This window comes from Sulfurimonas limnophila (assembly GCF_059705345.1).
Genome location: NZ_AP046127.1, coordinates 506,840 through 530,767 on the forward strand (window position 1 = coordinate 506,840; position 23,928 = coordinate 530,767).

The window sequence follows — 23,928 nt, forward strand, 5'->3', positions numbered from 1 at the left end:
GATTGTCTAGGTGGCTATAGAGAGAGGGAAACGCCTGGTCCCATTCCGAACCCAGAAGCTAAGCCTCTCATCGCTGATAATACTGATCCTTGCAGGATTGGAAACGTAGGTCGCTGCCTAGTTGATCATTTCTAACTTTAACTTCTTAACTTCAATCTTTTTATTAATTAACTTCAATTTCTAGCTTTACGCTAACTTTAACAACAAATGTAATTTCTACCTGAGCTCACTTACTTATTTTTAATAATCTTTTATTGTTTTTATAATTGTAATTATAAAAAAATATGTTTTCAAGATGGATATTCTTGAGACTTTAACAATTGATAATATGGTATTATTTTGCATACTATTTTAGGATGTTATGTGAAAAAATATATTAAAGATCAGATAAAAAAATCATTTGAAACTAAACAAGCTATTTATGAAAATATTGATTTAATTGATAAAATAGAAGAGGTTTCTAAGCTTTGTGTTGCCTTGTATAGAGTTGATAAAAAAACTATTCTTGCTGGAAATGGCGGAAGCGCTGCTGATGCTCAGCATATTGCTGCAGAGTTAGTTGGTAGATATGGCTTTGATAGACCTTCAATTCCATCATTGGCATTAACAACTGATACCTCATGCTTAACTGCAATTGGAAATGATTATGGGTATGACAACGTATTTTCTCGTCAATTAGAAGGGATGGGACAAGAAGGTGATTTATTCATTGGTATATCAACTTCTGGCAACTCGAAGAACATTATTAATGCATTTTTAAGTGCAAAGAAAAAAGGGATAACAACTGTTGCATTAGTTGGGCGAGATGGCGGAGAGATGGCTAAAATGGCAGATATTGCTTTAGTTGTTCCATCTGATTCAACTCCTAGAATTCAGGAGTCGCATATACTTATTGGTCACATAATTTGTGATATTATAGAAAAAGAGATTTTTGGAGAAGGTGTTAATTAATATTTTATGAATAGAGCACTTTTTTTAGATAGAGATGGCGTTATAAATGTTGAAGTTAACTATCTTTATAAAATTGAAGATTTTATATTTATTGATGGCATATTTGAGCTTTGTAAAAAATATCAAAATGAAGGATATTTTATATTTGTAGTTACAAATCAATCTGGAATTGCTAGAAGTTTTTATACTCAAGAAGATTTTGATGTTTTAACTTTATGGATGATAGAGGAGTTCTTAAAAAGAGGTGTAACGATTAACAAAGTCTATCTTTGTCCTCATCACCCAGAAATTTCAGGAGAGTGTAACTGTAGAAAACCTAAAGCTGGAATGATATTTGAAGCAAAGCAAGAGTTTGATATTGATTTAGAAAATTCTATTTTGGTTGGAGATAAGGAACGTGATATTGAAGCGGCTATTCTTGCTGGAATAAAAGAGAGTTATCTTTTTGATGAAAAAGGTGTTTGCAAAAAATCTAAAGCAACCAAAATTATTTCTAGATTAGAGGAGATATATAAGTGTTAATATTAAACAGCGGCGGAACATTTAATAAAAAATATAATCCTCTTAATGGGGAACTTGAGGTTCCTTACAATAATAGTGCAATTGAAGAAATTTTAAAAAGCGTTGAATCTAAATATGATTTAGCAGGTGTTGTTTACAAAGATAGTTTAGATATGAATATGGATGATAGAAAAAGAATAGCACATATTATAATGGAGTCAAGTGATGACATATTTATAATTGTTCATGGGACTGATACTATGCATACAAGCGCAGAGTTCTTGGCAGAGATATTTGATGATAGGAAAATAGTATTTGTTGGTGCTATGAAGCCATTTGAGATTGATAATATAGAAGCTAGTTTAAATTTAGGTATGGCTATTGGATTTGCAAAAGCGACTAAAGATAATGGTGTATATATATGCATGAGTGGACATATAGAACCTTGGCAAAAAATTTATAAAAACAAAAAATTTGGAAAATTTGAAGTTGTCCTCTAAAGTTCCTTGCTCTCACTGTCATATAAAATTTGATACATCTGTTATGATTAAAGATAAAGAACATTTTTTTTGTTGTAATGGCTGTCAAGCTGTTTTTCATCTGCTTCAAGACCAAGGGCTTGGGAATTTTTATGAAAAAAGTAAAGATATAGAGCTTTGTGCACAAAATCAAAACCTTGAAGACTCTTCTAATTTTGATAGCAAATCTTTTTACGATAAATTTGTAAAGATAAACAGTGATGGCTTTTGTGAAGTCTCTTTAGTTATAGAAGGAATTCACTGCTCAGCTTGTGTTTGGTTAAATGAAAAAGTATTGCATAAAATGGATGGTGTAATAGAAGCAAATATAAATTTTACAAACAATAAGGCAACGATAGTATGGGTAGATGATATTGTAAAGCTATCAACTATAATTGATACTATTCGCTCAATCGGTTACAACGCATTTGCTTATGACTCCTTGGCTCAAGAACTACATGTTAATAAAGAAAGAAAATCATACTATTTAAAAATGGCAGTTGCTATTTTTGCTTCTATGAATACTATGTGGATTGCAGTTGCACAATATGCTGGCTATTTTAGTGGAATAACACAAGATGTAAAAACAATACTAAATATTGCAGAGGGGATACTTGCAACTCCTGTACTTTTTTATAGTGGTTGGGTTTTTTTTAGAGGTGCTTATTATGGTTTTAAAAATAGAGTAGTAAATATGGATATGCTAGTAGCAACTGGAGCTACTTTAACTTATGTATACTCTTTGTTTATCACAATAAATCAAAAAGGTGAAGCTTATTTTGACTCTGTAAGTATGATTATTACATTTGTATTGATTGGTAAATTTTTAGAAGTGTTGAGTAAAAAAAATGCAGCTGATACGCTTGATAAAATTGCAAACAGTATTCCTAGTGAAGTTAAAATTTTAAAAGAAGACAGGATAGTTACTGCAAAGCTTGATGATGTTGTTGTTGGCGATATAGTAGTTGTTTCTAGTGGAGAGAGGGTTTTACTAGATGGCGAGATTGTTAAAGGAAGAGGATCTTTTGATGAATCAAATCTTACGGGCGAGAGTGAGCCTATATATAAAAGCATAGGTATGAGTGTTATTAGCGGTACTATGAGTATCGATGCTGATATACATTTTAGAGCTAGTAAAGATTTTAAGCACTCTACTTTATCTAATATCGTAAAACTTTTAGAATCTGCTATAAATAAAAAACCAAAAATTCAACAGATGGCTAATAGATTGTCTGAGCATTTTTCATCAGTTATTTTAGGGCTATCAGTGCTTACTTTTTTTGGATGGTGGTTTTGGACTAATAATTTTGAAACATCTCTGATGGTTGCTATATCTGTGATAATTATTGCATGTCCTTGTGCATTGGCATTAGCCACTCCAGTTGCAACTCTTGTAGGATTGGGACTTGGTGCTTCAAGAGGAATCCTATTTAAAGAGGCAGCAGGCCTAGAGGTAATGGCAAAAACTGATACTCTTGTTTTGGATAAAACAGGGACTATTACAGCAGGAAAGCCAGAGGTTGTAAAAGAGCATATAATAGAAGAATTTGATAAGAAACTACTCTACTCTCTTGTCTCATCTTCAAAACATCCTGTTGCTAAAGGCGTAGCAAATTATATAAAAGATTGTTGTGAAAATCTTTACGACACTATATTTGATGAGTTTGCTCAACTTCCAGCGCTAGGAATAAAAGCTAAGAGTGGTAAGAGAGAACTTTTAGGCGGAAACAAAAAATTAATGGATGAGAACAAAATAGAGATAGATGTTTTAACACAAGGAACACTGTTTTATTTTGCTATCGATAAGAGAGTAGTGGCTATTTACGAGCTAGAAGACAGAGTTAAAGATGGCGTTAAAGAGTTTGTACAAAGTATGGAGAAGATGAAGATAGATGTTGTCATGTTAACAGGTGATAATGAAAGTATTGCAAAGAGAGTGGCTTCAAGCGTAGGTATAAAAAATATTTTTCATGAGCAAACGCCACAAAGCAAGGCAGATTATATCAATAGTCTTACCTCTGCAAAAAAAAGTGTAGTAATGGTTGGAGATGGCATAAATGATATACTAGCACTTGCTTCTGCTGATATCGGCATAGTTATGGGAAGCGGAAGCGATATAGCTGTTGAAATAGGAGATATTGTCCTTTTAAATAGCTCTATAAAATCATTAGAGGATGCTTTGAAAATAAGTCGTACAACTTTTGGGCTCATAAAGCAAAATCTTGGTATCTCGCTGGTTTACAACGCATTAACAATCCCTCTTGCGATGGCAGGATATGTTATCCCTCTTATCGCTGCTATCTCTATGTCGGCTAGTTCACTCTTAGTTGTAGGCAACTCTATGAGAATTCGATATAAATGGAATAGGGAGTAGATTATGGATAGTTGGGTAATAGCCATGATGCTTGGAGCTTCTCTATTTTTAGGGGCAATTGCACTTTTTGCGTTTTTGTGGGCTGTAAAAAATGGTCAATTTGATGATGAAGAGAAGTTTTTAAATGCTGCTAAATTTGATGGTGAAGATGAACTAAATGATGCTTTAATGAGGGAGCAAAAAAAAGAAGAGTTAAAAAAAAGTTATAAACCAGAGTAGAAGATTGAATCACCTCAAGAGGTGATTCTGGTAAATTATTTACCGATAGTTTGTGAAAATGCATCCAAGTCAGCATCAGAATATTTAGCTACTTGACCTTTCATAAGACCTTTCATTGGTCCGCCGTAACTACCATCTTTGTAACCTTTAAGTGCAGCAGCGATATCTGCATGAGTCATCTCAGCAACATTTTTAGATTTTCCTAAAGCAGGTTTAGCCCAATCTGCACCGTGGCAGCCTTGACATGCACCAGCGTTAACGCCAGCCATTAGAGCAGTTGTTGCAGTTAAAGCAACGATTGATAATACAATTTTTTTCATTTTAATCCCTTTGATTTTTAATTTCGGGCAAATTATAGTAACTTTACTCTTAAATACATGTTAATAGATTATCTGTTATTATTTTGTTAAACTTTAAAGGCTATGGGGCGTAAATGAGATATATTGACGATGATTTAAAAGAGAAAACAATCCTTATTACTGGGGGTGCTGGGTTTATTGGTTCAAACTTGGCATTTTACTTTCAGGACAATCATCCAGATGCAAAAGTTGTCATTTTAGATAGTTTTAGAAGCAAAGAGACACTGTCAAACGGAAATCTTAAAAGCTTTGGACATTTTAAAAATTTGATAGGTTTTTTGGGCGAGATAATAAGCGGTGATATAAACGACAAAGAGCTTCTTAAAGATTTAGAAAAAAATTATAAATTTGATTATATTTTTCATGAAGCCGCTATCTCTGATACAACTGCGTTAGAGCAAGATTTGATGATAAGAACAAATGTTAATGCTTACCATGATCTGCTTCTTCTTGCTCAAAAGCATGGTGCAAACATGATATATGCCTCATCAGCTGCAACCTATGGAAACGCGCCATCACCTCAAAGGGTAGGGCGAGAAGCGCCACAAAATGTTTACGGCTTTTCTAAACTTTGCATGGATAATTTAAGTAGTAAATATGTTAAAAATAGCAATATCTCAATAGTCGGGCTTAGATATTTTAACGTTTATGGTGCAAGAGAATTTTTTAAAAATTCTACTGCGTCTATGGTTTTGCAGTTTGGACATCAGATACTCTCTGGAAAAAATCCGCGTCTTTTTGAAGATAGTGACAAAATACTTCGTGATTTTGTCTATATAGAGGATGTTATCGCTGCCAATATAAAAGCTATGAATCCAAAAGAGAGTGGCGTATTTAATGTAGGGACGGGCAAGGCAAGGAGTTTTCAAGATATTGTAGATATTTTACAACGCGAACTTGGCACAAATTTAGAGTGTGAGTATATTGCCAATCCCTTTATTGGTAGCTATCAGTTCCATACAGAGGCAGATATCGCCTCAACTAAAGAAACTCTTGGCTACGAACCACGCTTTGAGATGGAAGATGGAATCAAAGAGTATGTTAATGAAATAAAAAGAATCTATAATCAAGAAGTGAAAAAATGAAAAAACTAAAAGATTTTGTTCCTAATATTTTAGTTATTGGTGATTTGATGATTGATCACTATTTATGGGGAAGTTGCGAGAGAATCTCACCTGAGGCTCCTGTTCAGATAGTTGATATTTCTAAAGAGACCACAGTTCTTGGGGGCGGAGGTAATGTAGTAAATAATCTTGTAGCACTTGGTGCAAAGGTTAGCGTTAGTGCGGTTATTGGTAATGATGCTAATGGCGTGGAGTTAATTGAGCTACTACAAAAAATCAATGTTGATGTTAAAAACATAGTAATTCAAGAGGGAAGAAAAACATCTAAGAAAAGCCGTATAATAGCCTCTTCACAGCAGATACTAAGATATGATAAAGAGAGCAAAGAAGAGATAACTAAATCTTCTGTAGAGCTAGTTTTAAACTCACTGTTTGATGATGTTTCTAGTTACGATGCTGTAATATTGTCTGATTATGGAAAAGGTGTTTTAACTAAAGAACTTTGCCACGGAATCATCTCTTTATGCAATGAAAATGGCATAAAGGTCCTAGTCGATCCAAAAGGAAGTGACTATAGCAAATATAGCGGGGCTTATCTGTTAACACCAAACAAAAAAGAGGCTATACAGGCTACAAAGATAGAGATAAAAGATAAAGAAAGTCTAAAAAAAGCTCTTATAAAGATGAAACAAGATGCTAATTTAGCAATTTCGCTTATCACTCTATCAGAAGACGGTATAGCTACTTATGACGAAGAGATGAGAGTTTTTCCAACAGTGGCAAAAGAGGTCTTTGACGTAACAGGAGCAGGAGATACAGTTATCGCTTCAATAGCCTTTGCAATAAGTGCAGGAAAGAGCATAGAAGAGAGTGCAAAATTTGCAAATCTTGCAGCTGGTGTAGTTGTTGGCAAAATTGGCTCTGCTACTGTTACGCTAGATGAGATAGAAGAGTATGAAGCAACGCTACATAAGAGCACTTCTGATGCTCATATTAAGAGCTTTGAAGAGATAGAAGCGATAGTTTTGCGTTATAAAAATAGCGGTAAAAAGGTTGTTTTTACAAACGGTTGTTTTGATATCTTGCACGTTGGTCACGTAAAGTATCTACAAATTGCTAAGAGCTTTGGAGATATTTTGATAGTTGGTTTAAACTCTGATGCTTCTGTTTCGAGATTAAAAGGTCCAAGCAGACCTGTAAACATTGCAGAAGATAGAGCCTATCTTTTGGCAGCACTTGAAGCAGTCGATTTTGTTGTGCCTTTTGAAGATGACACGCCTTTTGAGCTTATAAAGATGATAAAGCCAGACACGCTTGTAAAAGGCGGTGATTATGAGGGCAAAAGCGTTGTCGGAACAGAGTTTGCTCATGAACTAAAGCTTGTTGATTTTGTAGACGGCAAGAGTACTACAAAAACAATTCAAAAGATAAAAGGAAGTTTAGATGCTTAAAAAAATATCACTCAGTGCACTTTGTGCCATATCTGCATTTGCTATGCACAGCGCTGAAGTAAATGTAAATAATTCAGATTTAGAGCTCTCGGCAAAATTGGATATGGGACAATTCAACGATAGTATTGAACCAGATACAATTTTGCTAGGAGCGAAATATCTAAAGGCTGATGAGAAACACAGCGATGTAAACAGTATAGATGATTATCAAGAGCTAAACTTTTTAATGCAAAGAGGCGTTAGCACTAATTTGAAAGTAGGATTGGGTTTAAAGATAAACCATACCAAAGATTTTGCATCAGCTCCGTTTGGCGCAGAAGCTACTTATAAGTTACCAATAACTTCAAGTGTTCCATTTTATGTAGGCGGTGCAGTTTATGCTGCACCAGAAGTACTCTCTTTTGATAGAGCGGATAGCTTTTTGGAGTACAGAGTGACAATAGAAGCCGAAGCCATAAAAAATGGGTTTTTAACGGTTGGATATAGACATATAGATACAAATTACGATAACGTTGATGTCGAGTATAATGACTCAGTCTATTTTGGATTGAAGTTTCTTTTTTAGAACTAAATCTTTATAGATTTAGCTCTTTTACGGCTTGTATAACTTCAGCAGAAGTTATACCTTTCATACAGTCATGATGTTTTAAGGGGCACTCTCTTTTAACACAGGGAGAACACTCCAAATCATGTCTTACTATTTTACCTTTTTCATTCATCCATGGATATGTCTGCTTGTACTCCGTCGGGCCTATGATAGCAACTGTTGGAATCTGATAGGCAGCTGCAATATGCATAGGACCGCTGTCATTTGTGAGCATAAGAGAACAGGCACCAATGTTCGCACAAAGCTCTTTAATTGTTGTTTTTCCCGCTAAATTTGTATAGTTCTTAATGCCAAGAGATATCAATTCCTCTTCTATTTTATTTGCAATCTCTATCTCATTTGGAGCGCCTAAAATAATTATGTCATAAACATTACTATAGTTTGCAGCAACTTGAGCAAAACGCTCAGGATACCACTGTTTTGCACTTCCAAAGGCTGCTCCGCCATTTATGCCAAGTGTTGGTTTGTCAAACTTTAGGGCATCTATATAAAGTTTGCTTGGAGGAGTTATTTCATCCCAATTGTCTACGTTTATCATGGCAAGTTGTGCATACTGCTGGGCTAAATGTTTTGTATATTTAGGGATGTTTGGAGTGTGTGAGAGCAGAAACTTAGAGTGCCAAGCTTCTCTTGCTATTGTTAAAACTGTGCCAGTAAATTTTAGAAGTAGCGATGAGTGTAGCTGTTTTCTAAAAGTAATTGCTAAATCAAACTTTCCTAACTCACGAGCTAGTTTATATGTAGCAAGAACTCTAGATTGAGCTTTTTTTGTCTCATCTATGACTATTTTTTCGCAAAGCGGATGGTATTTCATCACTTCTACTGAAGCAAAGGCTCCAACAAAAGTAAATTTAACATCTCTGTAGTGTGAAGCTAAAAGCTCTATTGCTGAAGTAGCCATAACAGTATCACCTAACCAGTTTGGTAAAACTACAAGTATTCTCACGATAATGAATCCTTAATATAGATATATAGAGGTGATGAGCCGATATGAAGCGTTTCATTTTTTAGCTCTTGTCCAGCAAGAGAGCATACTTTTTCAAAAAAATCTTCTCTCTTGAGAGTTGTTGGCTTTAGTGACCAATGAATCTGAAGAAGTTGATTGTTTATTAAAAATTGAAGTATATAGTATCCACGTTTTATGTCAAGTCTTAAGAATTGTGCATCTTTTAGACTCTTTAACATGTACTTATAAACTTCAAAGGCTTCCCTTTTTCTAAGTCCATCTCTTGCATCTACGAGTCCATAGCCTGAAGCTATAAGTTGGTGCCATGAGAGAGTGTCAACTTGTTGGGAAGCTAGAGCTAAGAGATGATAACGAAGCATAAAATCCGCATATAGTTTTTCGCTCACACACTCATGCTCACTGGTAGGTGCGTAAGGTGCTGTGTTAGATATAGGCCAATTTGTCTCTGTAATATGAAGCTTATGCTTACTTTTTGGGCTAAGCCAAATCATGGTACTAAGAAGTGCTATCTTGTCTTGCAAGGTAAAACCCATCTGCATATTTTCAGGTGCGCCTCGTCTATCGACATATAAAAGTGAAGAAATGCCATCGTAGCGATATTTAAAGAAGTTAAAGAGAGTGTGAGCAGTAAAGTGGTACTCAAAGTCAATAACTCCGCTTCCAATCAGCTTAATATTTTGAAATTTTGAAATTTTTAAATCATAAGCAACCTGATAAAAACGGTTATATTCATCAACACCAAAAAAGCCCCATTTTGTTCTGTTTATAGTTGAACCTATCTCAAAAATATCTACGTATTTACCTAGCTTTGCAAAGATAGTGTGTAGATCAGTCTCAAGGAGTTTTAAATCTTCTACATGTTCCCTATCTTGAATGATTTTTAGTGTTATTTTTCTCTCTTTTAGTTTTGAGATAAAGCTCTCAAGCTCATTAAGAGTTTGCATCTCCCAGAGTTTAAAACGCAGAAGAACTCTCTTTAATGCTAACTCTTCTATAAGCTCAAGCGTGGTTTGTTCTTCTCGTTGGTAATCAATACCCATACAAAAAAACTCACTTGAATCTACCTTTTTTCTTTTAACAAAAGGTGTCATTATAATTGAGAAAGGCAAGACAAAAAGCGAGATAAAAAAGGTTTTTACAAGTGAGCCAATTTGGCCTTTTCTCATCTCTTTTTTATAAGTTTTGTCTTTTAGCGGATATGGCTGGTCGGAATAGTTATCCCAGTTAAATGGCTGTTTCATAAGGCGGATTATAACGTTTTTAAGATAAAATAAGCTATTAAAATATTAGGAACTCTTTTGAATATTCTTGTTGTTCGTACCGATAAATTGGGCGATTTTATAACCGCACTTCCTGCTGTGTATGTTTTAAAACAGCATAATATAAAAAATAGAATTATAGTTTGTGTTGCACCACTAAATAGGGCTTTAGCAGAGTCTTGTGAGTTTATAGATGAGGTTATTGTTGATGATGGCAAAAGTTTTTGGGAGCTGGTCGCAAAACTAAAAAAGGCAAAGATAGATGCCTCCATAACTCTTTTTTCAAATACACGTGTTGCCCTTGCGCAGTTTGTTGCAGGAATTTCAAAGAGAATTGCACCAGCTACAAAAATAGCTCAGATTTTTTACACTAAAAGAGTAGTTCAAAGAAGAAGTGAAGTTAAAATGGCGGAGTTTGAGTACAATCTAGAACTTACTAGAGCCCTCTTTAGTGATATAAATTTGGAGTATAAAAAACCGCTCTTGAGCTTTGAAGACAAGGAAGAAATATATAGGGTTTTTCGTGCAAACCACGATATACAAAAAGATGAAATAGTCGCTTTTCATGTAGGCTTTGGTGGCTCAAGTGATGCAAATTGGACTCTTAATGAGTATGAAATGTTCATACGCGAAGTTATAAAAAAAGATAAATATCAAGTGGTTTTAACATTTGGGCCCGATGAAAAAGAGCTCTATGAGGAGATGCAAACAAGGCTTTATGATGTAGATGTTGTTTTTTACCTCTCTCTTGAGGGACTTGTTTACTTTGCAAAACTTATAAGTAACTTCAAACTTTTTGTTTCAACATCAACTGGAACATACCACGTAGCTTCGTTAGTAGGAACTCCAACTATGACATTTTTTGCGGATAATCTCTTCTCAAGTGCTAAGAGGTGGAAGAGTGTTGGGGATATAAAAATTCAAAAACATTTTACTATATCTATTGAAAAAGAGAGAAGAGAGGCTTTACTTAAAGATATACAAGAAGAGTTGCTTCTGCTTTAATGTTCCCAGGTTATATTTTCTTTTACAACTTTGGCAGGATTTCCTACTGCTATTGAGTTTGATGGGATTGATTTTGTAAGAACCGATCCTATGCCAACAACAGAACTTGAACCTACTTCTACACCTTTTAAGATAACTACGTCATCTGCTATCCAGACTTTATCTCCAAGCGTAATATTTTTTGCATTATTTATGATTTTTCCGTCTTTTAATATAGGATGTCCATCTGAAGTCATAAGCTTTGCATTTCTGCTTAACATACATCCATCGCCAATAATTAACTTTATATTCTCTTCTTTTGCACTAAGATAGCAACCATCCCCTATTATTGAGTTTTTGCCTATGACTATCTGGCAGTTGTTGCCAACTATTTCAAAAAAAGAGCCGTTGATTTTTGCTCCACTTTTTATGGAAAGAGTATTGTTTAAACCTTTAATTACTATCTTTGTTTTAGATATTTTTATAGATTTATCTTGGATTAATATTTGATTATTAATACCATTTATTTTGATTTTATTTTTTATTTTTTGCATAAAAGTTGGGTGATTCATCATCTCTCTTTATTTAGCTCATAAAGCTTAATATATTTATAAAAATTTGTTGCCATGTGTGAAAATGCTATAACAAGCCCAGCATAGCCGTCTAAAAAGCCTCTTTTTATAAAATATGTCTTGAAAAAAGAAAACATGGCATTAAAAAAAGCTTTTGATGGAGATGATCTCTTTTTACCAACATTATCTTGTGCAAAAATAGTAGAATATCTGTCAAGCTTGATTATAAAATCAGTGATTGTAGAGTATGGATAGTGCAGAACAAAGCCACTTATTTGGACAATGTTAAAATCCTTTTGCATAACTTTTTCATGTACTTTTTCATCTGTAAATTTTGTAAATTTTCTATTGAATAATCTAGTAATTGTATCATTTCCCCAGCAATGTTTTATACAAGCATCTTTGTAATAGTTTTGTCTAAGAATCATATATATATTTTTATCATTTAGTTTAAGGTTTGAGATGTTTTTTATAAACTCATCTGATAAAACTTCATCTGCATCAAGAGAGAACACCCATTCATTTTTGGCAAAACTACATGCAAGGTTCTTTGTTGGCCCAAATCCTAAGAATGCACCTTGAACTAGATTTACATTTGTATATTTTTTTGCAATCTCTACGGTACCATCAGTCGAACCGTTATCGTATAAAACAACATCATCAAATGTAATTAAAGACTTTAAAGTTCTATCTAGAGTTGAGAAGGCATCCTTAACTATGATAACGCATGAGATATTTGAAATTTTATTCACTGTGTATGCCTTGCAATATGCTGTTCGTTTAGCAATATTTCATCTATGTTTTTTTTGTTTAAAACAATACCAAAATCAGATGGAGTAGATACTAAGTCGTCATTAAACATTTTTGCAAATAGATATTTTGCTACTTCAGTTTGATAATGGCTTCCATCTATATAATTAGAGATGTTAGTTGTGATACTATTGTATCCACTAAAATCATAAATATTTTCATATTTTGATAACTCTTTTTTCCAGTAGTTGTAAGACTTTTGATAGCCTCTATTATAAATTATATCAACTATTTTTGAATATATTGGAGATATAAAAATATATAATTCAACTTGATTATCTTTACATAATTTAACAATATAATCTAATTCCTTAAGTGCTTCATAGATTGAAGATGGTTCTTTAAAGGGCTCATAATTAAAATGTTTATCTTGTGTAGCTAATGTTTTCAACTCTTTGCTAGTCTTTTTTTCTATATACGAGTTTCCATCTTTTTTTATATTTAAATAATCATCTTCATAGGTCTCCCATCCAATCTCATAATCTAGATGTTCATATCTTTTTTTTATGTTATCCTGAAGAGTTTTAATACTTTTTCTAAGTGTTCTAATACTTAAGAGTGAATTCATATAATCATATAAATTATTATCAGTATATCTACTATTCTCTTTCTCACTAACCGCATTATTTACAGGATTAAAAGCAAAAAAATCAACTCCATATATAATGGCTTTTACTTTTTTATGCTTTACAAAATATTCAATATTATTTTTTTGAGAAATTACACCAGAACCTGGAATTGCTAAATTATATATTTTTTCATCTAAAAAATATTTTTTTAGGTATTTTGGATGAATATGTGCTGTTCTTGAGGTTCCAATTAGTAAAACAGTAGCATTTGAGCGTTTTGCAGCATAAAATTTTGACATATTATGGCTAATTGTATTATTTTTAATACTATTTATTTTCTCAAATTTTGGAGAATTAAAAACATAGTAAGGGTCAATTATAAGATTAAAAAGCATAATTGAAACAAATGTTAATAAAATTAAAGATATTGCTTTTTTATTGAATGTTTTATATTTCATCAAGGTGCCTTAAAAATTAAAATATAGAAATTCTGTTACTTTATGCATCTCTAATATTGAAATAATAGAGATAACCAAAATAATTATCTCAACTTTCGCACATAGATTTTGATGTTTAATTTATCTACGAAAGCCCATAAATAGGCGCTTTTTAGTATAATTATGTTACCACTAACATCATTATAAAGGTCTATTTTATGGAACTTGCAAATTATATAGAAACTGCTATGAAAAGCATATTAAAGAATCCAATCCTTGAAGTGCTAATAGAGATAAAAATCACAAAAATACTCAAGCAGAGCAACTTCATTAAACGAAATGTCGGCTATCCACCATTTCAAATAATCTTACACTTCGTGTATATGCTTATCATGAATAAAAGACAGTCTACATTCATAAAAAAGAGCGATAGTGCATTTGGCAAAGACGCTTATTACCGATTTATCAAAGAGAGTCGTTACAACTGGCGAAAGTTTTTAATACTAAGCACTACTGCGCTTTTGCAAAGAATAAAACCTCTACATAAAAACGGTGAACATCGCTTGCTCATTATTGATGACACAGTCGAAGCTAAAAGTGGTAAACATATTGAAGGAAGCTGTAAATATATTTGGAGCAATAAAGAGCACAGAAGCATAAATGCGCTCAATATCGTATCTCTAAATTATGCAGATTCACATTCAACATTTCAACTTGATTTTTCCATCAAGATGAATGATAGTCGTCGAAAAGATATATCTGAATTCACTTCAACTGTTCATCATCGTAGTAATTCTCATAAGCGTAAAGTTGAATCTCTCAAAGGTAAAAACATTTTAGCTATTGAGATGCTTGAGAGAGCGTTAGAGCAAGGGGTAGATGCAGACTACCTACTTATAGACAGTTGGTACGCTAAACCAGACTTCATACATCAAGCTAATGAGCTTGGCATGCCAGTAATAGCAAGACTTCCAAATAATAAACTCATTTGGAACTTTAAGGGCAAACATAAAACTATGAATGCAATCTATGATAGTATGAAAAACTCTCGTCATAAACAGAGTGGCAAACATGGAAAAATATCTTATAAATATTTCGATGCAATTGTAGAACATGCTGTTCTAGGCAAAGTCAAGCTCGTATTTTTGCACACAGGTAAAGACTTGTTGGTTTTTATCTCAACTGATATTATCATTATAGGCAAAGAGATTCTAGCAACTTATAAAAAGAGATGGAATATTGAGCAAGGTTACAAAGATTTGCGAAACCTGTTTGGGTTTGGCAAAGAAGAGAATCGTATCTATGAATCACTAATTGCAAAAATAACTCTCTCAATGTTTGCCTACAACATTGTAAGCTATATCAATCGCATAAAACATGAGCCACAAACTCTAGGAGAATTATTTAGAGACTTAGAGTGTGAGCTTGAAACTCTTGCAATATCAATGCAACTCTTCATTCAAATACTGACAAAAATCTCTGAAATTGAAAATGTTGTCAAGGATAATAAAGATTTACTGACTATTCTCGCTGTACTCAACGCTTATACTCAAAAAGAGTTGGGTTTTATGTGCGAAAGCTGAGTAATTATAATATATTTTTTAGTTGGTTTGAAATCATGTAGTAGCTGAGTGCTATTATTAAAAAATATAGCAAGAGGAAGAGCGAGTATAAATATGGCTATAAGTTTATCATCCGCTCCTATTTGTGGTAGCATATTGTCAATTTTGTGACTTATTAAAAGCAACTCTTTATAAGTAAACATGGCTTTTAAAATATTTAGAGCCTCTTGAAAATCTTTGGCTCTAAAAAATACCCAGCTTATATTTATAAAGTTAAATGTAATAAACCATGCAAAAAAAGTATTTATTTTTATATCTGTTTTTTGCCATAGTCTATGAATAACAAGAGCACTGCCATGTAGAAATCCCCAAAAAACAAATGTTAATCCAGCTCCGTGCCATAGTCCACCTAAAATAAATGTTATCATTAAATTTGTATATATTTTAAAAGAAGAGACTCTACTTCCACCAAGAGGAATATAAATATAGTCTCTTAGAAAACGTGAAAGAGTTATATGCCATCTTCTCCAAAAATCTTGAATATTTACTGCCTTATATGGAGCGTTGAAGTTGATTGGCAGTTTTATATTAAAGAGCAAAGCAGCGCCTATCGCCATATCTGCATAGCCGCTAAAGTCGAAATAGAGCTGTAATGTGTAAGAGAGAGATGTAATCCAAGCTTCGATACTTGATAAGGAAGCCGAAGCGCTAAATCCATTGTTTGCTATGATTGATAAATTATCTGCGATATATACCTTTTTAAATAAACCGATGAAGAATATAAACAGACCAAGCGCAATATTTTTGTGTCTTTTAATCAAATTGTAGGTTGAGCTAAATTGTGGCATCATCTCTTTATGATGGACAATAGGCCCAGCTATAAGTTGTGGAAAAAAGGTCACAAACAAAGCATAGTTTAAAAAATCATACTCTTTTGTTTCTCCCCTGTAACTATCCACAAGGTATGCGATTTGTTGAAATGTAAAAAAACTAATAGCTAAAGGTAGCACGAGATGTAATAGTTCAATATTTGAGCTAAAAATATTATTAACACCAGTTATAAAAAAATCATAATATTTAAAGTAGCCAAGCAAAAGTAGATTTGAGGCAATTGCTACAATTAAAATACTTTTTTTTGAAACTTTTATTTTTGAAAAATTTTCATTTAATGTGTTTCCCATAACATAGTTAAAAAGCATTGAGGCTAAAATTAGCGGTAAATATGTGATATTCCACCAGCTATAAAAAAATAGTGAGCTAAATACTAAAAATCCTTTGCTCGCAGTTATTAGTCTTTTGCTAAGTAGAAAAAAGTATATAAAAAATGTTATCGGTAAAAAAAGAAAAATAAATTCATAAGAGTTAAATAACATCTTTAGTCAACCACTTTTTGTCCACGCAATCTTTTTTTTGAATTTTTTCTATCTTTATGAGCTTGAGAATATTTGAGTGCTATTTTAACACAATCAGGTTCATTGGCTTTTGATAGCTGTGCATACTCTTTTATTATAATCTTCAAATCCTCATCTTTCGCCCAGAGTTTAGAGAAGTTTTTAAGGCGCTCATCTAAGCTTAAAGGTTTAAACTCCATTCTGTTAATATCTACTATTTTAAATATATAGTTCGCACTCTCTTTTTTTATAAGTATATTTCCTGGTGAATAATCAAGATGAAAAATGCCATCTTCATGTAGTTGAAATGTAAACTCTGCAAATTCTTTAAAAATAAGTTCTCTGTTTAAAAAATCTATATTTTTTAAAACTTCTCTTATTGTAAAATCATACTTAAAATTTTCACTGACAAAGTAGCTCTCGTTAAGTAGAGCAAATTTTCTAAACTCAATATATCCAATTGGTTTTGGCACAAATTTAGCTATTTTTACGCTGTTTTCGTAAGATTTTTTTGCTTTTGAATCTCTAAAAAAAGTATAAACTACTCTATTTATAAGATGAGGAACTTTAAAAGATTTTATAACCAGACTCTCATCTTCAAAATCTATAACTTTTATCTCATTTCTTGCTTTGTGAATTGAGTTTTTAGAACTTTTAAAATAACTTTGTATATTTTTTAAAAGCTCACTGTACTTATTTTGTATAACTTCAAACTTCATTTTTCATCCTGCTTAATCCAATAAATATACCTACAAAAAGAGCAAAAAGAGCCATAGAAAACTGCTCATGAAACATAGTCTCTACTAGGCTAGAGACACAAAAAACAGATACAAATATAATCATCAAATTATGATACTCTCTATTTTTTATCTTTAGTTTTAAAACAGTGTAAAAAATCATCAAATATAAAAATAGTCCTACGATGCCCAAATGTACGGCGCTTTGCACAAACATATTGTGATAGCTTGGTAGATGTATAATACACATTTTATCAGGATGGCTCTCTTTTACTCGTGCAACCATTTCATCTATCTCTTTTATAACACCAACTCCTAGTATAGGATTTTCAAGAAAAATTTCACTACCAACAATCCACATTCCAAGTCTTGAACCAAAAGAACCGCAAAATGAACCCTTCTCGACTATATTTTTTGTCTCAGTTACTGAAGCGTCAAATCTGTTTTTAAAAACTGGACTAACGTGATAGGCTGTATAAAAAATAGATGAAGCTAAAAGCAGCATTGCAAAAAGAGCTAGAAATTTATTTTTGATATTTAAAAATCCAACAGCAAAAATAGAGAGAACAAAGGCTAATTGCCCAGTTCTGCCTCCATTTAAAAAAAGATTTGAAGTAACAACTAAAAAATACAGAAAGTAAAAGATTTTTATCTTTATCTCTTTTTCAAAGAAAAATCTGTTCAAGAGCAGAAGAGAAGCAAAAGCTAAAAACATAGAGTATTGTAAGTGGTTCATAAAAGGAGTGGGGTCATTTGGACTTCCATGCTTCCACTTTATGAGCTCAAAAAATATACTATATGAGAGTGCTTCACTAATGAGCATACCTGCCAAAAATGCTGAGATTGCATAAACTAAGTATCTTTTATCAACGCTAGAGGCGATAACTGGAATGACTAGAAAATACCAGTATTTTCTGATATACGCAAAACCGCCAAGAGGGTCGTTAGACCATAGAAGTGAGAGCAGACTAAAGCCGATAAAAGCCAAAATATACATGGTTGTTTTGTCTGATTTTATAAACGCTAGTTTGCTCTTAAAGTTATCACTAAACAGCCATAGAACAAACAGTAGAGCAGTGAGTATTGAGATGCCGCCTCTGGAGATAGGAAGCAAAAAAGCATACAAAACAAATAGATAATTTATATAGTTATCGATAGATATATTTTGGAGTTTAGAAATTTTTACATTCATATTATCTCTTTAAAGAACTTATTAAATTGTTCTACGGTGGTATTGTGCGACATTTTGTTCTCAATAGTATAGACAGCGTTTGTAGAAAGTTCTTGAAGTTTTTGTGGTGAAGTGCTTAGTTCTATAATTTTTTGTGCGATTGCATCGGCATCTTTGATTGGGACTATGTAACCGTTAAATCCATCTTCAATAATTTCTGCATTTCCCTCTATGGCAGAGGCGATTACTGGAGTATTTCCTGCAAGTGCTTCTAAAATAACTCTAGAGAGTCCCTCTTTTCTTGTTGATGCTTGAACTAAAACAGAACACGATGCTATGATTTGCGGTGCATCGTTTCTGTACCCTGTCATATGAATTCGCTCCTCCATACCGCTGTTTTTAATCGCAGATAGATATGGCTCTTGAGAGATATTTTGACCGATTAAAATAATGTGTATATTTTTATATGAAGCTAGTTTGTGAGCCGCTTTGAGCAGATATATAAGCCCTTTATGTGGTCTTACATTTGCAACAAAGGCAACGTTGAAGTTCTCCTGATTTGTTCCAAACTCTTCTAGAGAGATTTTTGAGGTCTCATACCATGAGAGCTTATGCCCCTTGTAGATAGCTTCAACTTTTTTGGATTTGTCAAATATCTGCTCTTTTACATGTCGTGCAACAGCCTTAGATACGCAAATAACGCCATCTACTCTAGGACTTAACGCATTTAAGTATGAGCTTGGGTCATGTCTGTAAAGTCCTCCTGTTGTTCCTCTATATGTTACAAGTTTTACGTTTGTGCCGATTGAAGCGATAGTCGCATTTGAGATAGATTTTGAGTGTGTCGCATAGAGTATATCTATGTCATACTCTTTTATCACCTCTTTGATTTTTTTAATAGTTGATGGAGAAATCTTCTTTTTGTAGTGCGCATCAATAACTCTTATGCCACTTTCTTCAAATCTCTTTGCGTATGCACTATCTTTTTCAGTCATAACAGTTATGTTATACCCAAATTTGAGAAGTGAGATATATATCTCAGCCTCTGGTCTTATGCTGTTGTATGAGCCATTTGTGGCTGTAAGGATTAAAAGATTCAAGATAAGAGTTCCTTTGCTATTTTTATAATTTCATCCGAGTTGATATCGCAAATAGAGAAGTCATTTTTATCAAGTTTGTAGTGATTTACTTTGCTTGAAGATTTTATAGCTCTATTTATCGGCGTTACATATATACGGTTTAGTGGAGTTGGTCCAAAGATAGTGATTGATGGCACATTTAATCCCCACGCCATGTGGGTTGGTCCCGTATCGTTTCCTATAAGTAGCGAACATTTTGAGATAGCATATTTTAGTTCATCAAGCGAACCGCGAGGAAGTATATGTAAAAACTCGGATTGTTCTTGCATCCAAAGAGCCTTTTTGTGCTCCTCTTCGCTTCCCCAAACTATATAAGTTTTAATCTTTAGTGCCTCCGCAATACTTACAAACTTCTCTTTTGGGTAGTTTCTGCTCTCCCATGTAGAGCCTATAACAAAGATGTTAAAACATTCTGATAGATTTGCTACATGTGAAGAGGTGTATAAAAATGCCTCTTTAGCGATTATCTGCTCTTTTGATACTTTTATGCCAAGAGGCGCACAGATTACTGCTACATTTCTATCTATCGTATTTGCGTCATAAGGTATATGGGTTTTTTTATTGTAAAAAATTGAAGCTATGCCCTCACGAATAGACTCTTTATCAAAACCTGCTATGACTTTTGCGCCTATAATCTTTGAAACTATCGCTGACTTTAAAAGTCCTTGAGCGTCTATAACGAGGTCATAACTGTTTTTTGAGTATTTTTTAAGTATTTTTAGCTGAGTAAAAATCTTACCTTTTTGTTTTTTTATAGATTTTAAATCTACTTCTAAGATATTATCAATGTGAGGACTGTTTTTTAACACATCTGCAAAACTGCGCTCAACTACCCAATCTATCTGAGCATCTGGCAACTCTTTTTTTATAAACTGCAATGCAACCATAGCGTGAATAATATCCCCCATAGCTGAGAGTTTTACTATACATATTTTCATTAAAACCTAAATAGTTATTTGTATGTAGGATTTTACATAAAACATAATGAAAATAAGATAATTTAACATTAATCTTAATTTTTTAGATAAAATTCATCAAAAAAAGAGTTTTGGAACTATTATTGAAAAAAGTGTTTAAACGATATTTGCCATATATAAAAGAGTATAAAAAAGAGTATTTTTTAGTTGTGGTTGGTATGCTCTTTACAGTCGCTGCAACGACGGCAACGGCTCATATTATGAAGCCTCTTATGGATGAAATGTTTATAGAAAAAAAAGAGGAGATGCTATATCTTATCCCTCTTGGACTCATTGGAATCTACTTTTTTAAATCTATTGGAAGATATATACAGTCTGTTTACATGACATATATCGGACAACATATAGTTACAAGGTTCAGAGAGATGATGCTTGAGAAAATCATAAACTTTGATATGATGTATCTCTACCAAAACCGCAGTGGTGAGCTTATCTCACGAGTAACAAACGATATAGACAGAATCAGATACTTTGTGTCAAATATGTTGCCAGAGCTTCTTCGTGAGAGTTTGACTGTGATAGCCCTTGTTGCTTATGTTATATACCTAAACCATATGCTCTCATTTTACGCTTTGGTTCTGCTTCCCCTAGCCGTCTATCCGATTATCCAAATAGGCAAAAAACTTAAAAAATATTCTCGCCGTTCTCAAGAGAAAAATGCGGATGTTATAAGCAGACTAACAGAGGTTTTTAACAATAGTGAAATCATAAAAGCAAATGCAACGCAGAAGTTTGAGTTAGAGCGTTTTGGTGTGCAAAACTGGCAATTTTTTAAGATAAATATGAAATCTGTTTATGTTGGCGACATAGTCTCTCCTCTTATGGAGTTAGTAGGAGCAGCTGGACTTGCGGCTGTTATATATATTGGTGGCAGAGAAGTATATAGCGGCAATATGAGTGTTGGAGAGTTTAGTGCTTTTTTAACCGCAGTTGGGCTTGTTTTTCAACCAATTAGGCGAATCGGGTCAATCTATTCAAAAATTCAAGATGCCCTCTCTGCGAGTGAGAGAGTTTTTGAGCTCCTCGATAGAGAGAACAAAATAAAAGATGGCAAAAAAGTTTTAAAAGAGGATATAACGCATATAGAGTTTAGGGATGTAAGGCTAAGATATGAGGAAAAATATATCTTAGATGGAGTAAATATAGAGATAAAACAGGGTCAAAATATAGCACTTGTTGGCGATAGCGGTGGTGGTAAGAGTACATTTATAAATATGCTTCTTAGATTTTATGATCCACAAGATGGCTCTGTTCTTGTGAATGGTATAGATATAAAAGAGTTGACACAGGACTCTTTGAAGCATCATATAGCGCTTGTTACACAGAGAATTTACATATTTCAAGATACTTTAGCGGCAAATGTTGCTTATGGACAAGAGATAGACGAAAAAAGGGTAAAAGATGCCCTTGAGTTGGCTGATGCTTTGAGTTTTGTCGAGTCGCTTGAAGATGGCATAGAGACAAAAATGGAGGAGTTCGGCTCAAACCTCTCAGGAGGACAGAGACAGCGCATAGCAATAGCTAGAGCTATATATAAACATGCTTCACTTATACTCTTTGATGAAGCCACTTCCGCACTTGATAATGAGAGCGAAAAGAGAATCCAAGAAGCTCTTCATAACTATACAAAAGATAAAATAACCATCACAATCGCTCACAGACTAGGAACAATACAAAATGCAGATAAGATTTTGGTAGTTCAAAAAGGCAAGATAATAGCAACTGGAAGACATGGAGAACTTTTAGAGAGTTGTGATGTTTACCAGAAGTTGGCTGGCGGACTTAAAAAATAGAGAAGAATTTTATAAAAATTCAGATAAAAATAGAGTGATTACATTTAAAGATTTGGGAATTATAAAATAAAGTTTATCAACCTTTCAACACTTTTTAGAGATAATCGCCCTCATTATAAAATATAAACAACTTTTACAAGGATACACATGCTAGATTTTGCAAAATTTACAAAATACTCAAAGCCGGGGCCTCGTTATACTAGCTATCCAACTGCGCTGGAGTTTAGTGACTCTTTTGGATATGATGAGTATACAAAAATGCTAAAATCGCAAGATTCATCTCGACCTTTGAGTCTATATTTTCATCTCCCTTTTTGTAAAAATGCCTGTTATTTTTGTGGTTGTAATGTTGTTTTTACTTCTAAAGAGGATAAGATGCTTCGTTATTTGGAGTATCTAAAGAGAGAGTTAAAGATACTCTCTTCTTTTGTTGATTGTAATCGCTCTGTTATTCAGATGCATTTTGGTGGCGGAACACCTACATTTTTTAGTGCGCCACAACTAGAAGAGGTTATAAAAGAGATAAAATCTTTTTTTCCAAATTTTGTAAAAGATGCAGAGGTTAGCTGTGAGATAGACCCTCGTCATATTGATGAAGACCAGATGAGAGTTTTAAGTCAAAATGGGTTTAATCGTGTAAGCTTTGGTATCCAAGATTTTAATGAAAAAGTACAGATTGCAGTCCATAGAGTTCAGCCTTACGAGATAACGAAAAATGCAATGGATTTGGCAAGAAAGTACAATATGCACTCTGTTAATGTTGACCTTATTTATGGACTTCCGTATCAAACTCTAGAAACTTTTAAAGAGACACTAGCCTTGTCTCTTACGCTAAATGCCGATAGGTATGCAGTATTTAATTATGCTCATGTGCCGTGGATGAAAAAAACTATGCGAAAAATTGATGAAACAACGCTTCCTCTTCCTGATGAAAAACTCCAAATCATGCAATATACGATAGACTTTTTGACATCAAACGGTTACAGAATGATAGGAATGGATCACTTTGCAAAACCAGAAGATGAACTTTTTAAAGCCATAGAGAAGGGCGAATTGCATAGAAATTTTCAAGGCTATACAACAAAAGGTGGAGCGGATTTGATAGGTGTTGGACTCACTTCCATAGGCGAGGGTGTCTCACACTATGCACAAAATTTTAAAGAGATGAGAGAGTATGAAGCAGCCATCGAGGAGGGCAAACTGCCTTTTGAGAGAGGTGTCTCTTTAAATGAGGATGATATGATTCGCCAATACGTAATCATGGAGCTTATGAGTAACTTCAAACTTGATATAAAAAGATTTGAGAAACTCTTTAGCATCGATTTTAAAACCTACTTTGCAGATGCTATAGATGAGCTAAAACCTTTTGTTAATGATGAGCTTTTAACGATAGATGACAACTTTATAGAGTGCTCCCAAACAGGAACACTACTTATCAGAAACATTGCTATGCCTTTTGATGCTTACATGAAGCGCCACTCAGCAAATGCAAAAACCTTCTCTAAAACGGTGTAGT

Annotated in this window: 23 protein-coding genes and 1 rRNA gene; 13 read left to right on the forward strand and 11 right to left on the reverse strand. The window is 33.4% G+C overall.

Annotation, left to right across the window (positions count from 1 at the left end; genetic code table 11):
* The first annotated feature begins 6 nt into the window (after positions 1 to 6).
* The 6 genes from rrf to ccoS all read left to right on the forward strand — a co-directional run bounded on the left by rrf (position 7) and on the right by ccoS (position 4,563).
* A 5S ribosomal RNA gene (gene rrf, locus AC6H33_RS02740) occupies positions 7 to 122 on the forward strand.
* Positions 123 to 363: 241 nt separating this feature from the next.
* A complete protein-coding gene (locus tag AC6H33_RS02745) occupies positions 364 to 951 on the forward strand; it encodes a D-sedoheptulose-7-phosphate isomerase (protein ID WP_497605441.1) in 588 nt (195 codons plus the stop codon).
* 6 nt (positions 952 to 957) lie between these two features.
* Complete coding sequence (locus AC6H33_RS02750) at positions 958 to 1,473, forward strand: D-glycero-alpha-D-manno-heptose-1,7-bisphosphate 7-phosphatase (protein ID WP_497605442.1); 516 nt, start codon at positions 958 to 960, stop codon at positions 1,471 to 1,473.
* Complete coding sequence (locus AC6H33_RS02755; protein WP_497605443.1) at positions 1,467 to 1,952, forward strand: asparaginase domain-containing protein; 486 nt, start codon at positions 1,467 to 1,469, stop codon at positions 1,950 to 1,952. Before AC6H33_RS02750 ends, AC6H33_RS02755 begins: the two co-directional genes overlap by 7 nt.
* A gap of 43 nt (positions 1,953 to 1,995) precedes the next feature.
* Positions 1,996 to 4,344, forward strand: coding sequence for a heavy metal translocating P-type ATPase (locus AC6H33_RS02760; protein WP_497605444.1), 2,349 nt, complete (start codon positions 1,996 to 1,998; stop codon positions 4,342 to 4,344).
* Between the two features lie 3 nt (positions 4,345 to 4,347).
* Complete coding sequence (gene ccoS, locus AC6H33_RS02765; protein WP_497605445.1) at positions 4,348 to 4,563, forward strand: cbb3-type cytochrome oxidase assembly protein CcoS; 216 nt, start codon at positions 4,348 to 4,350, stop codon at positions 4,561 to 4,563.
* Positions 4,564 to 4,598: 35 nt separating this feature from the next.
* Here ccoS and AC6H33_RS02770 read toward each other — a convergent pair whose 3' ends face one another.
* Positions 4,599 to 4,883, reverse strand: coding sequence for a c-type cytochrome (locus tag AC6H33_RS02770; protein WP_497605446.1), 285 nt, complete (start codon positions 4,881 to 4,883; stop codon positions 4,599 to 4,601).
* A 113-nt stretch (positions 4,884 to 4,996) separates the two neighbouring features.
* Between AC6H33_RS02770 and rfaD the strand changes: the two genes are divergently transcribed.
* From rfaD to AC6H33_RS02785, 3 genes are read left to right on the forward strand one after another with little or no spacing between them, the layout of a single operon-like run.
* Entirely contained in the window at positions 4,997 to 6,007 is a 1,011-nt protein-coding gene (gene rfaD / locus AC6H33_RS02775; RefSeq protein WP_497605447.1) for an ADP-glyceromanno-heptose 6-epimerase, read from the forward strand.
* Positions 6,004 to 7,437 carry a D-glycero-beta-D-manno-heptose-7-phosphate kinase gene (rfaE1, locus tag AC6H33_RS02780; RefSeq protein WP_497605448.1) on the forward strand — a complete coding sequence of 478 codons (1,434 nt, stop codon included), beginning with the start codon at positions 6,004 to 6,006 and terminating at the stop codon, positions 7,435 to 7,437. Before rfaD ends, rfaE1 begins: the two co-directional genes overlap by 4 nt.
* Positions 7,430 to 8,002, forward strand: coding sequence for a YfaZ family outer membrane protein (locus AC6H33_RS02785; RefSeq protein ID WP_497605449.1), 573 nt, complete (start codon positions 7,430 to 7,432; stop codon positions 8,000 to 8,002). The genes rfaE1 and AC6H33_RS02785 overlap by 8 nt, the downstream gene beginning before the upstream one ends.
* Before the next feature lie 10 nt (positions 8,003 to 8,012).
* Here the strand turns inward: AC6H33_RS02785 and waaF are convergent, their stop codons facing one another.
* On the reverse strand, positions 8,013 to 8,990 hold the full coding sequence (gene waaF / locus AC6H33_RS02790) for a lipopolysaccharide heptosyltransferase II (RefSeq protein WP_497605450.1): 978 nt from the start codon (positions 8,988 to 8,990) through the stop codon (positions 8,013 to 8,015).
* Complete coding sequence (locus AC6H33_RS02795) at positions 8,987 to 10,252, reverse strand: glycosyl hydrolase (RefSeq protein WP_497605451.1); 1,266 nt, start codon at positions 10,250 to 10,252, stop codon at positions 8,987 to 8,989. Before AC6H33_RS02795 ends, waaF begins: the two co-directional genes overlap by 4 nt.
* Positions 10,253 to 10,309: 57 nt before the next feature.
* Between AC6H33_RS02795 and AC6H33_RS02800 the strand changes: the two genes are divergently transcribed.
* Positions 10,310 to 11,275, forward strand: coding sequence for a glycosyltransferase family 9 protein (locus AC6H33_RS02800; RefSeq protein WP_497605452.1), 966 nt, complete (start codon positions 10,310 to 10,312; stop codon positions 11,273 to 11,275).
* Here the strand turns inward: AC6H33_RS02800 and AC6H33_RS02805 are convergent.
* Genes AC6H33_RS02805 through AC6H33_RS02815 form a run of 3 tightly spaced genes read right to left on the reverse strand, consistent with a single transcriptional unit; the run spans position 11,272 to position 13,663 of the window.
* Positions 11,272 to 11,826, reverse strand: coding sequence for an acyltransferase (locus AC6H33_RS02805; protein ID WP_497605453.1), 555 nt, complete (start codon positions 11,824 to 11,826; stop codon positions 11,272 to 11,274). The two genes, AC6H33_RS02800 and AC6H33_RS02805, sit on opposite strands and share 4 nt — an antisense overlap.
* Entirely contained in the window at positions 11,826 to 12,578 is a 753-nt protein-coding gene (locus AC6H33_RS02810; RefSeq protein ID WP_497605454.1) for a glycosyltransferase family 2 protein, read from the reverse strand. Before AC6H33_RS02810 ends, AC6H33_RS02805 begins: the two co-directional genes overlap by 1 nt.
* Entirely contained in the window at positions 12,575 to 13,663 is a 1,089-nt protein-coding gene (locus AC6H33_RS02815; protein ID WP_497605455.1) for a hypothetical protein, read from the reverse strand. Before AC6H33_RS02815 ends, AC6H33_RS02810 begins: the two co-directional genes overlap by 4 nt.
* A gap of 197 nt (positions 13,664 to 13,860) precedes the next feature.
* Between AC6H33_RS02815 and AC6H33_RS02820 the strand changes: the two genes are divergently transcribed.
* Complete coding sequence (locus tag AC6H33_RS02820) at positions 13,861 to 15,225, forward strand: IS4 family transposase (protein WP_497603908.1); 1,365 nt, start codon at positions 13,861 to 13,863, stop codon at positions 15,223 to 15,225.
* Here AC6H33_RS02820 and AC6H33_RS02825 read toward each other — a convergent pair.
* The 5 genes from AC6H33_RS02825 to waaC are packed head-to-tail and all read right to left on the reverse strand — an operon-like array spanning position 15,192 to position 20,580.
* Positions 15,192 to 16,577: an MBOAT family O-acyltransferase gene (locus AC6H33_RS02825; RefSeq protein WP_497605456.1), complete on the reverse strand. Its 1,386-nt coding sequence runs from the start codon at positions 16,575 to 16,577 to the stop codon at positions 15,192 to 15,194. The genes AC6H33_RS02820 and AC6H33_RS02825 overlap by 34 nt on opposite strands.
* Before the next feature lie 2 nt (positions 16,578 to 16,579).
* Entirely contained in the window at positions 16,580 to 17,314 is a 735-nt protein-coding gene (locus AC6H33_RS02830) for a protein kinase family protein (protein ID WP_497605457.1), read from the reverse strand.
* The gene (locus AC6H33_RS02835; RefSeq protein ID WP_497605458.1) at positions 17,304 to 18,524 is read right to left on the reverse strand and encodes an O-antigen ligase family protein; all 1,221 of its coding nucleotides are present in this window, start codon (positions 18,522 to 18,524) and stop codon (positions 17,304 to 17,306) included. The genes AC6H33_RS02830 and AC6H33_RS02835 overlap by 11 nt, the downstream gene beginning before the upstream one ends.
* Positions 18,521 to 19,603, reverse strand: a complete 1,083-nt coding sequence (locus tag AC6H33_RS02840; RefSeq protein ID WP_497605459.1) for a glycosyltransferase family 4 protein — start codon at positions 19,601 to 19,603, stop codon at positions 18,521 to 18,523. The genes AC6H33_RS02835 and AC6H33_RS02840 overlap by 4 nt, the downstream gene beginning before the upstream one ends.
* Positions 19,600 to 20,580, reverse strand: a complete 981-nt coding sequence (gene waaC, locus AC6H33_RS02845; protein ID WP_497605460.1) for a lipopolysaccharide heptosyltransferase I — start codon at positions 20,578 to 20,580, stop codon at positions 19,600 to 19,602. Before waaC ends, AC6H33_RS02840 begins: the two co-directional genes overlap by 4 nt.
* A 131-nt stretch (positions 20,581 to 20,711) precedes the next feature.
* On the opposite strand from waaC, the gene AC6H33_RS02850 reads away from it, so the two are divergent.
* On the forward strand, positions 20,712 to 22,412 hold the full coding sequence (locus AC6H33_RS02850) for an ABC transporter ATP-binding protein (protein ID WP_497605976.1): 1,701 nt from the start codon (positions 20,712 to 20,714) through the stop codon (positions 22,410 to 22,412).
* Positions 22,413 to 22,559: 147 nt separating this feature from the next.
* Positions 22,560 to 23,927: an oxygen-independent coproporphyrinogen III oxidase gene (hemN, locus tag AC6H33_RS02855; RefSeq protein ID WP_497605461.1), complete on the forward strand. Its 1,368-nt coding sequence runs from the start codon at positions 22,560 to 22,562 to the stop codon at positions 23,925 to 23,927.
* The last annotated feature ends 1 nt before the right edge of the window (position 23,928 follow it).

Excerpts from the sequence above, each read along its gene's own strand:
- AC6H33_RS02770 (WP_497605446.1), bottom strand. The coding sequence starts at position 4,883 with ATGAAAAAAATTGTATTATCAATCGTTGCTTTAACTGCAACAACTGCT.
- ccoS (WP_497605445.1), top strand. The coding sequence starts at position 4,348 with ATGGATAGTTGGGTAATAGCCATGATGCTTGGAGCTTCTCTATTTTTA.
- waaC (WP_497605460.1), bottom strand. The coding sequence starts at position 20,580 with ATGAAAATATGTATAGTAAAACTCTCAGCTATGGGGGATATTATTCAC.
- rfaE1 (WP_497605448.1), top strand. The coding sequence starts at position 6,004 with ATGAAAAAACTAAAAGATTTTGTTCCTAATATTTTAGTTATTGGTGAT.
- rfaD (WP_497605447.1), top strand. The coding sequence starts at position 4,997 with ATGAGATATATTGACGATGATTTAAAAGAGAAAACAATCCTTATTACT.
- AC6H33_RS02805 (WP_497605453.1), bottom strand. The coding sequence starts at position 11,826 with ATGAATCACCCAACTTTTATGCAAAAAATAAAAAATAAAATCAAAATA.
- AC6H33_RS02835 (WP_497605458.1), bottom strand. The coding sequence starts at position 18,524 with ATGAATGTAAAAATTTCTAAACTCCAAAATATATCTATCGATAACTAT.
- hemN (WP_497605461.1), top strand. The coding sequence starts at position 22,560 with ATGCTAGATTTTGCAAAATTTACAAAATACTCAAAGCCGGGGCCTCGT.
- AC6H33_RS02785 (WP_497605449.1), top strand. The coding sequence starts at position 7,430 with ATGCTTAAAAAAATATCACTCAGTGCACTTTGTGCCATATCTGCATTT.
- AC6H33_RS02760 (WP_497605444.1), top strand. The coding sequence starts at position 1,996 with ATGATTAAAGATAAAGAACATTTTTTTTGTTGTAATGGCTGTCAAGCT.
- AC6H33_RS02750 (WP_497605442.1), top strand. The coding sequence starts at position 958 with ATGAATAGAGCACTTTTTTTAGATAGAGATGGCGTTATAAATGTTGAA.
- AC6H33_RS02795 (WP_497605451.1), bottom strand. The coding sequence starts at position 10,252 with ATGAAACAGCCATTTAACTGGGATAACTATTCCGACCAGCCATATCCG.
- AC6H33_RS02815 (WP_497605455.1), bottom strand. The coding sequence starts at position 13,663 with ATGAAATATAAAACATTCAATAAAAAAGCAATATCTTTAATTTTATTA.
- AC6H33_RS02825 (WP_497605456.1), bottom strand. The coding sequence starts at position 16,577 with ATGTTATTTAACTCTTATGAATTTATTTTTCTTTTTTTACCGATAACA.
- AC6H33_RS02830 (WP_497605457.1), bottom strand. The coding sequence starts at position 17,314 with ATGAAGTTTGAAGTTATACAAAATAAGTACAGTGAGCTTTTAAAAAAT.
- AC6H33_RS02820 (WP_497603908.1), top strand. The coding sequence starts at position 13,861 with ATGGAACTTGCAAATTATATAGAAACTGCTATGAAAAGCATATTAAAG.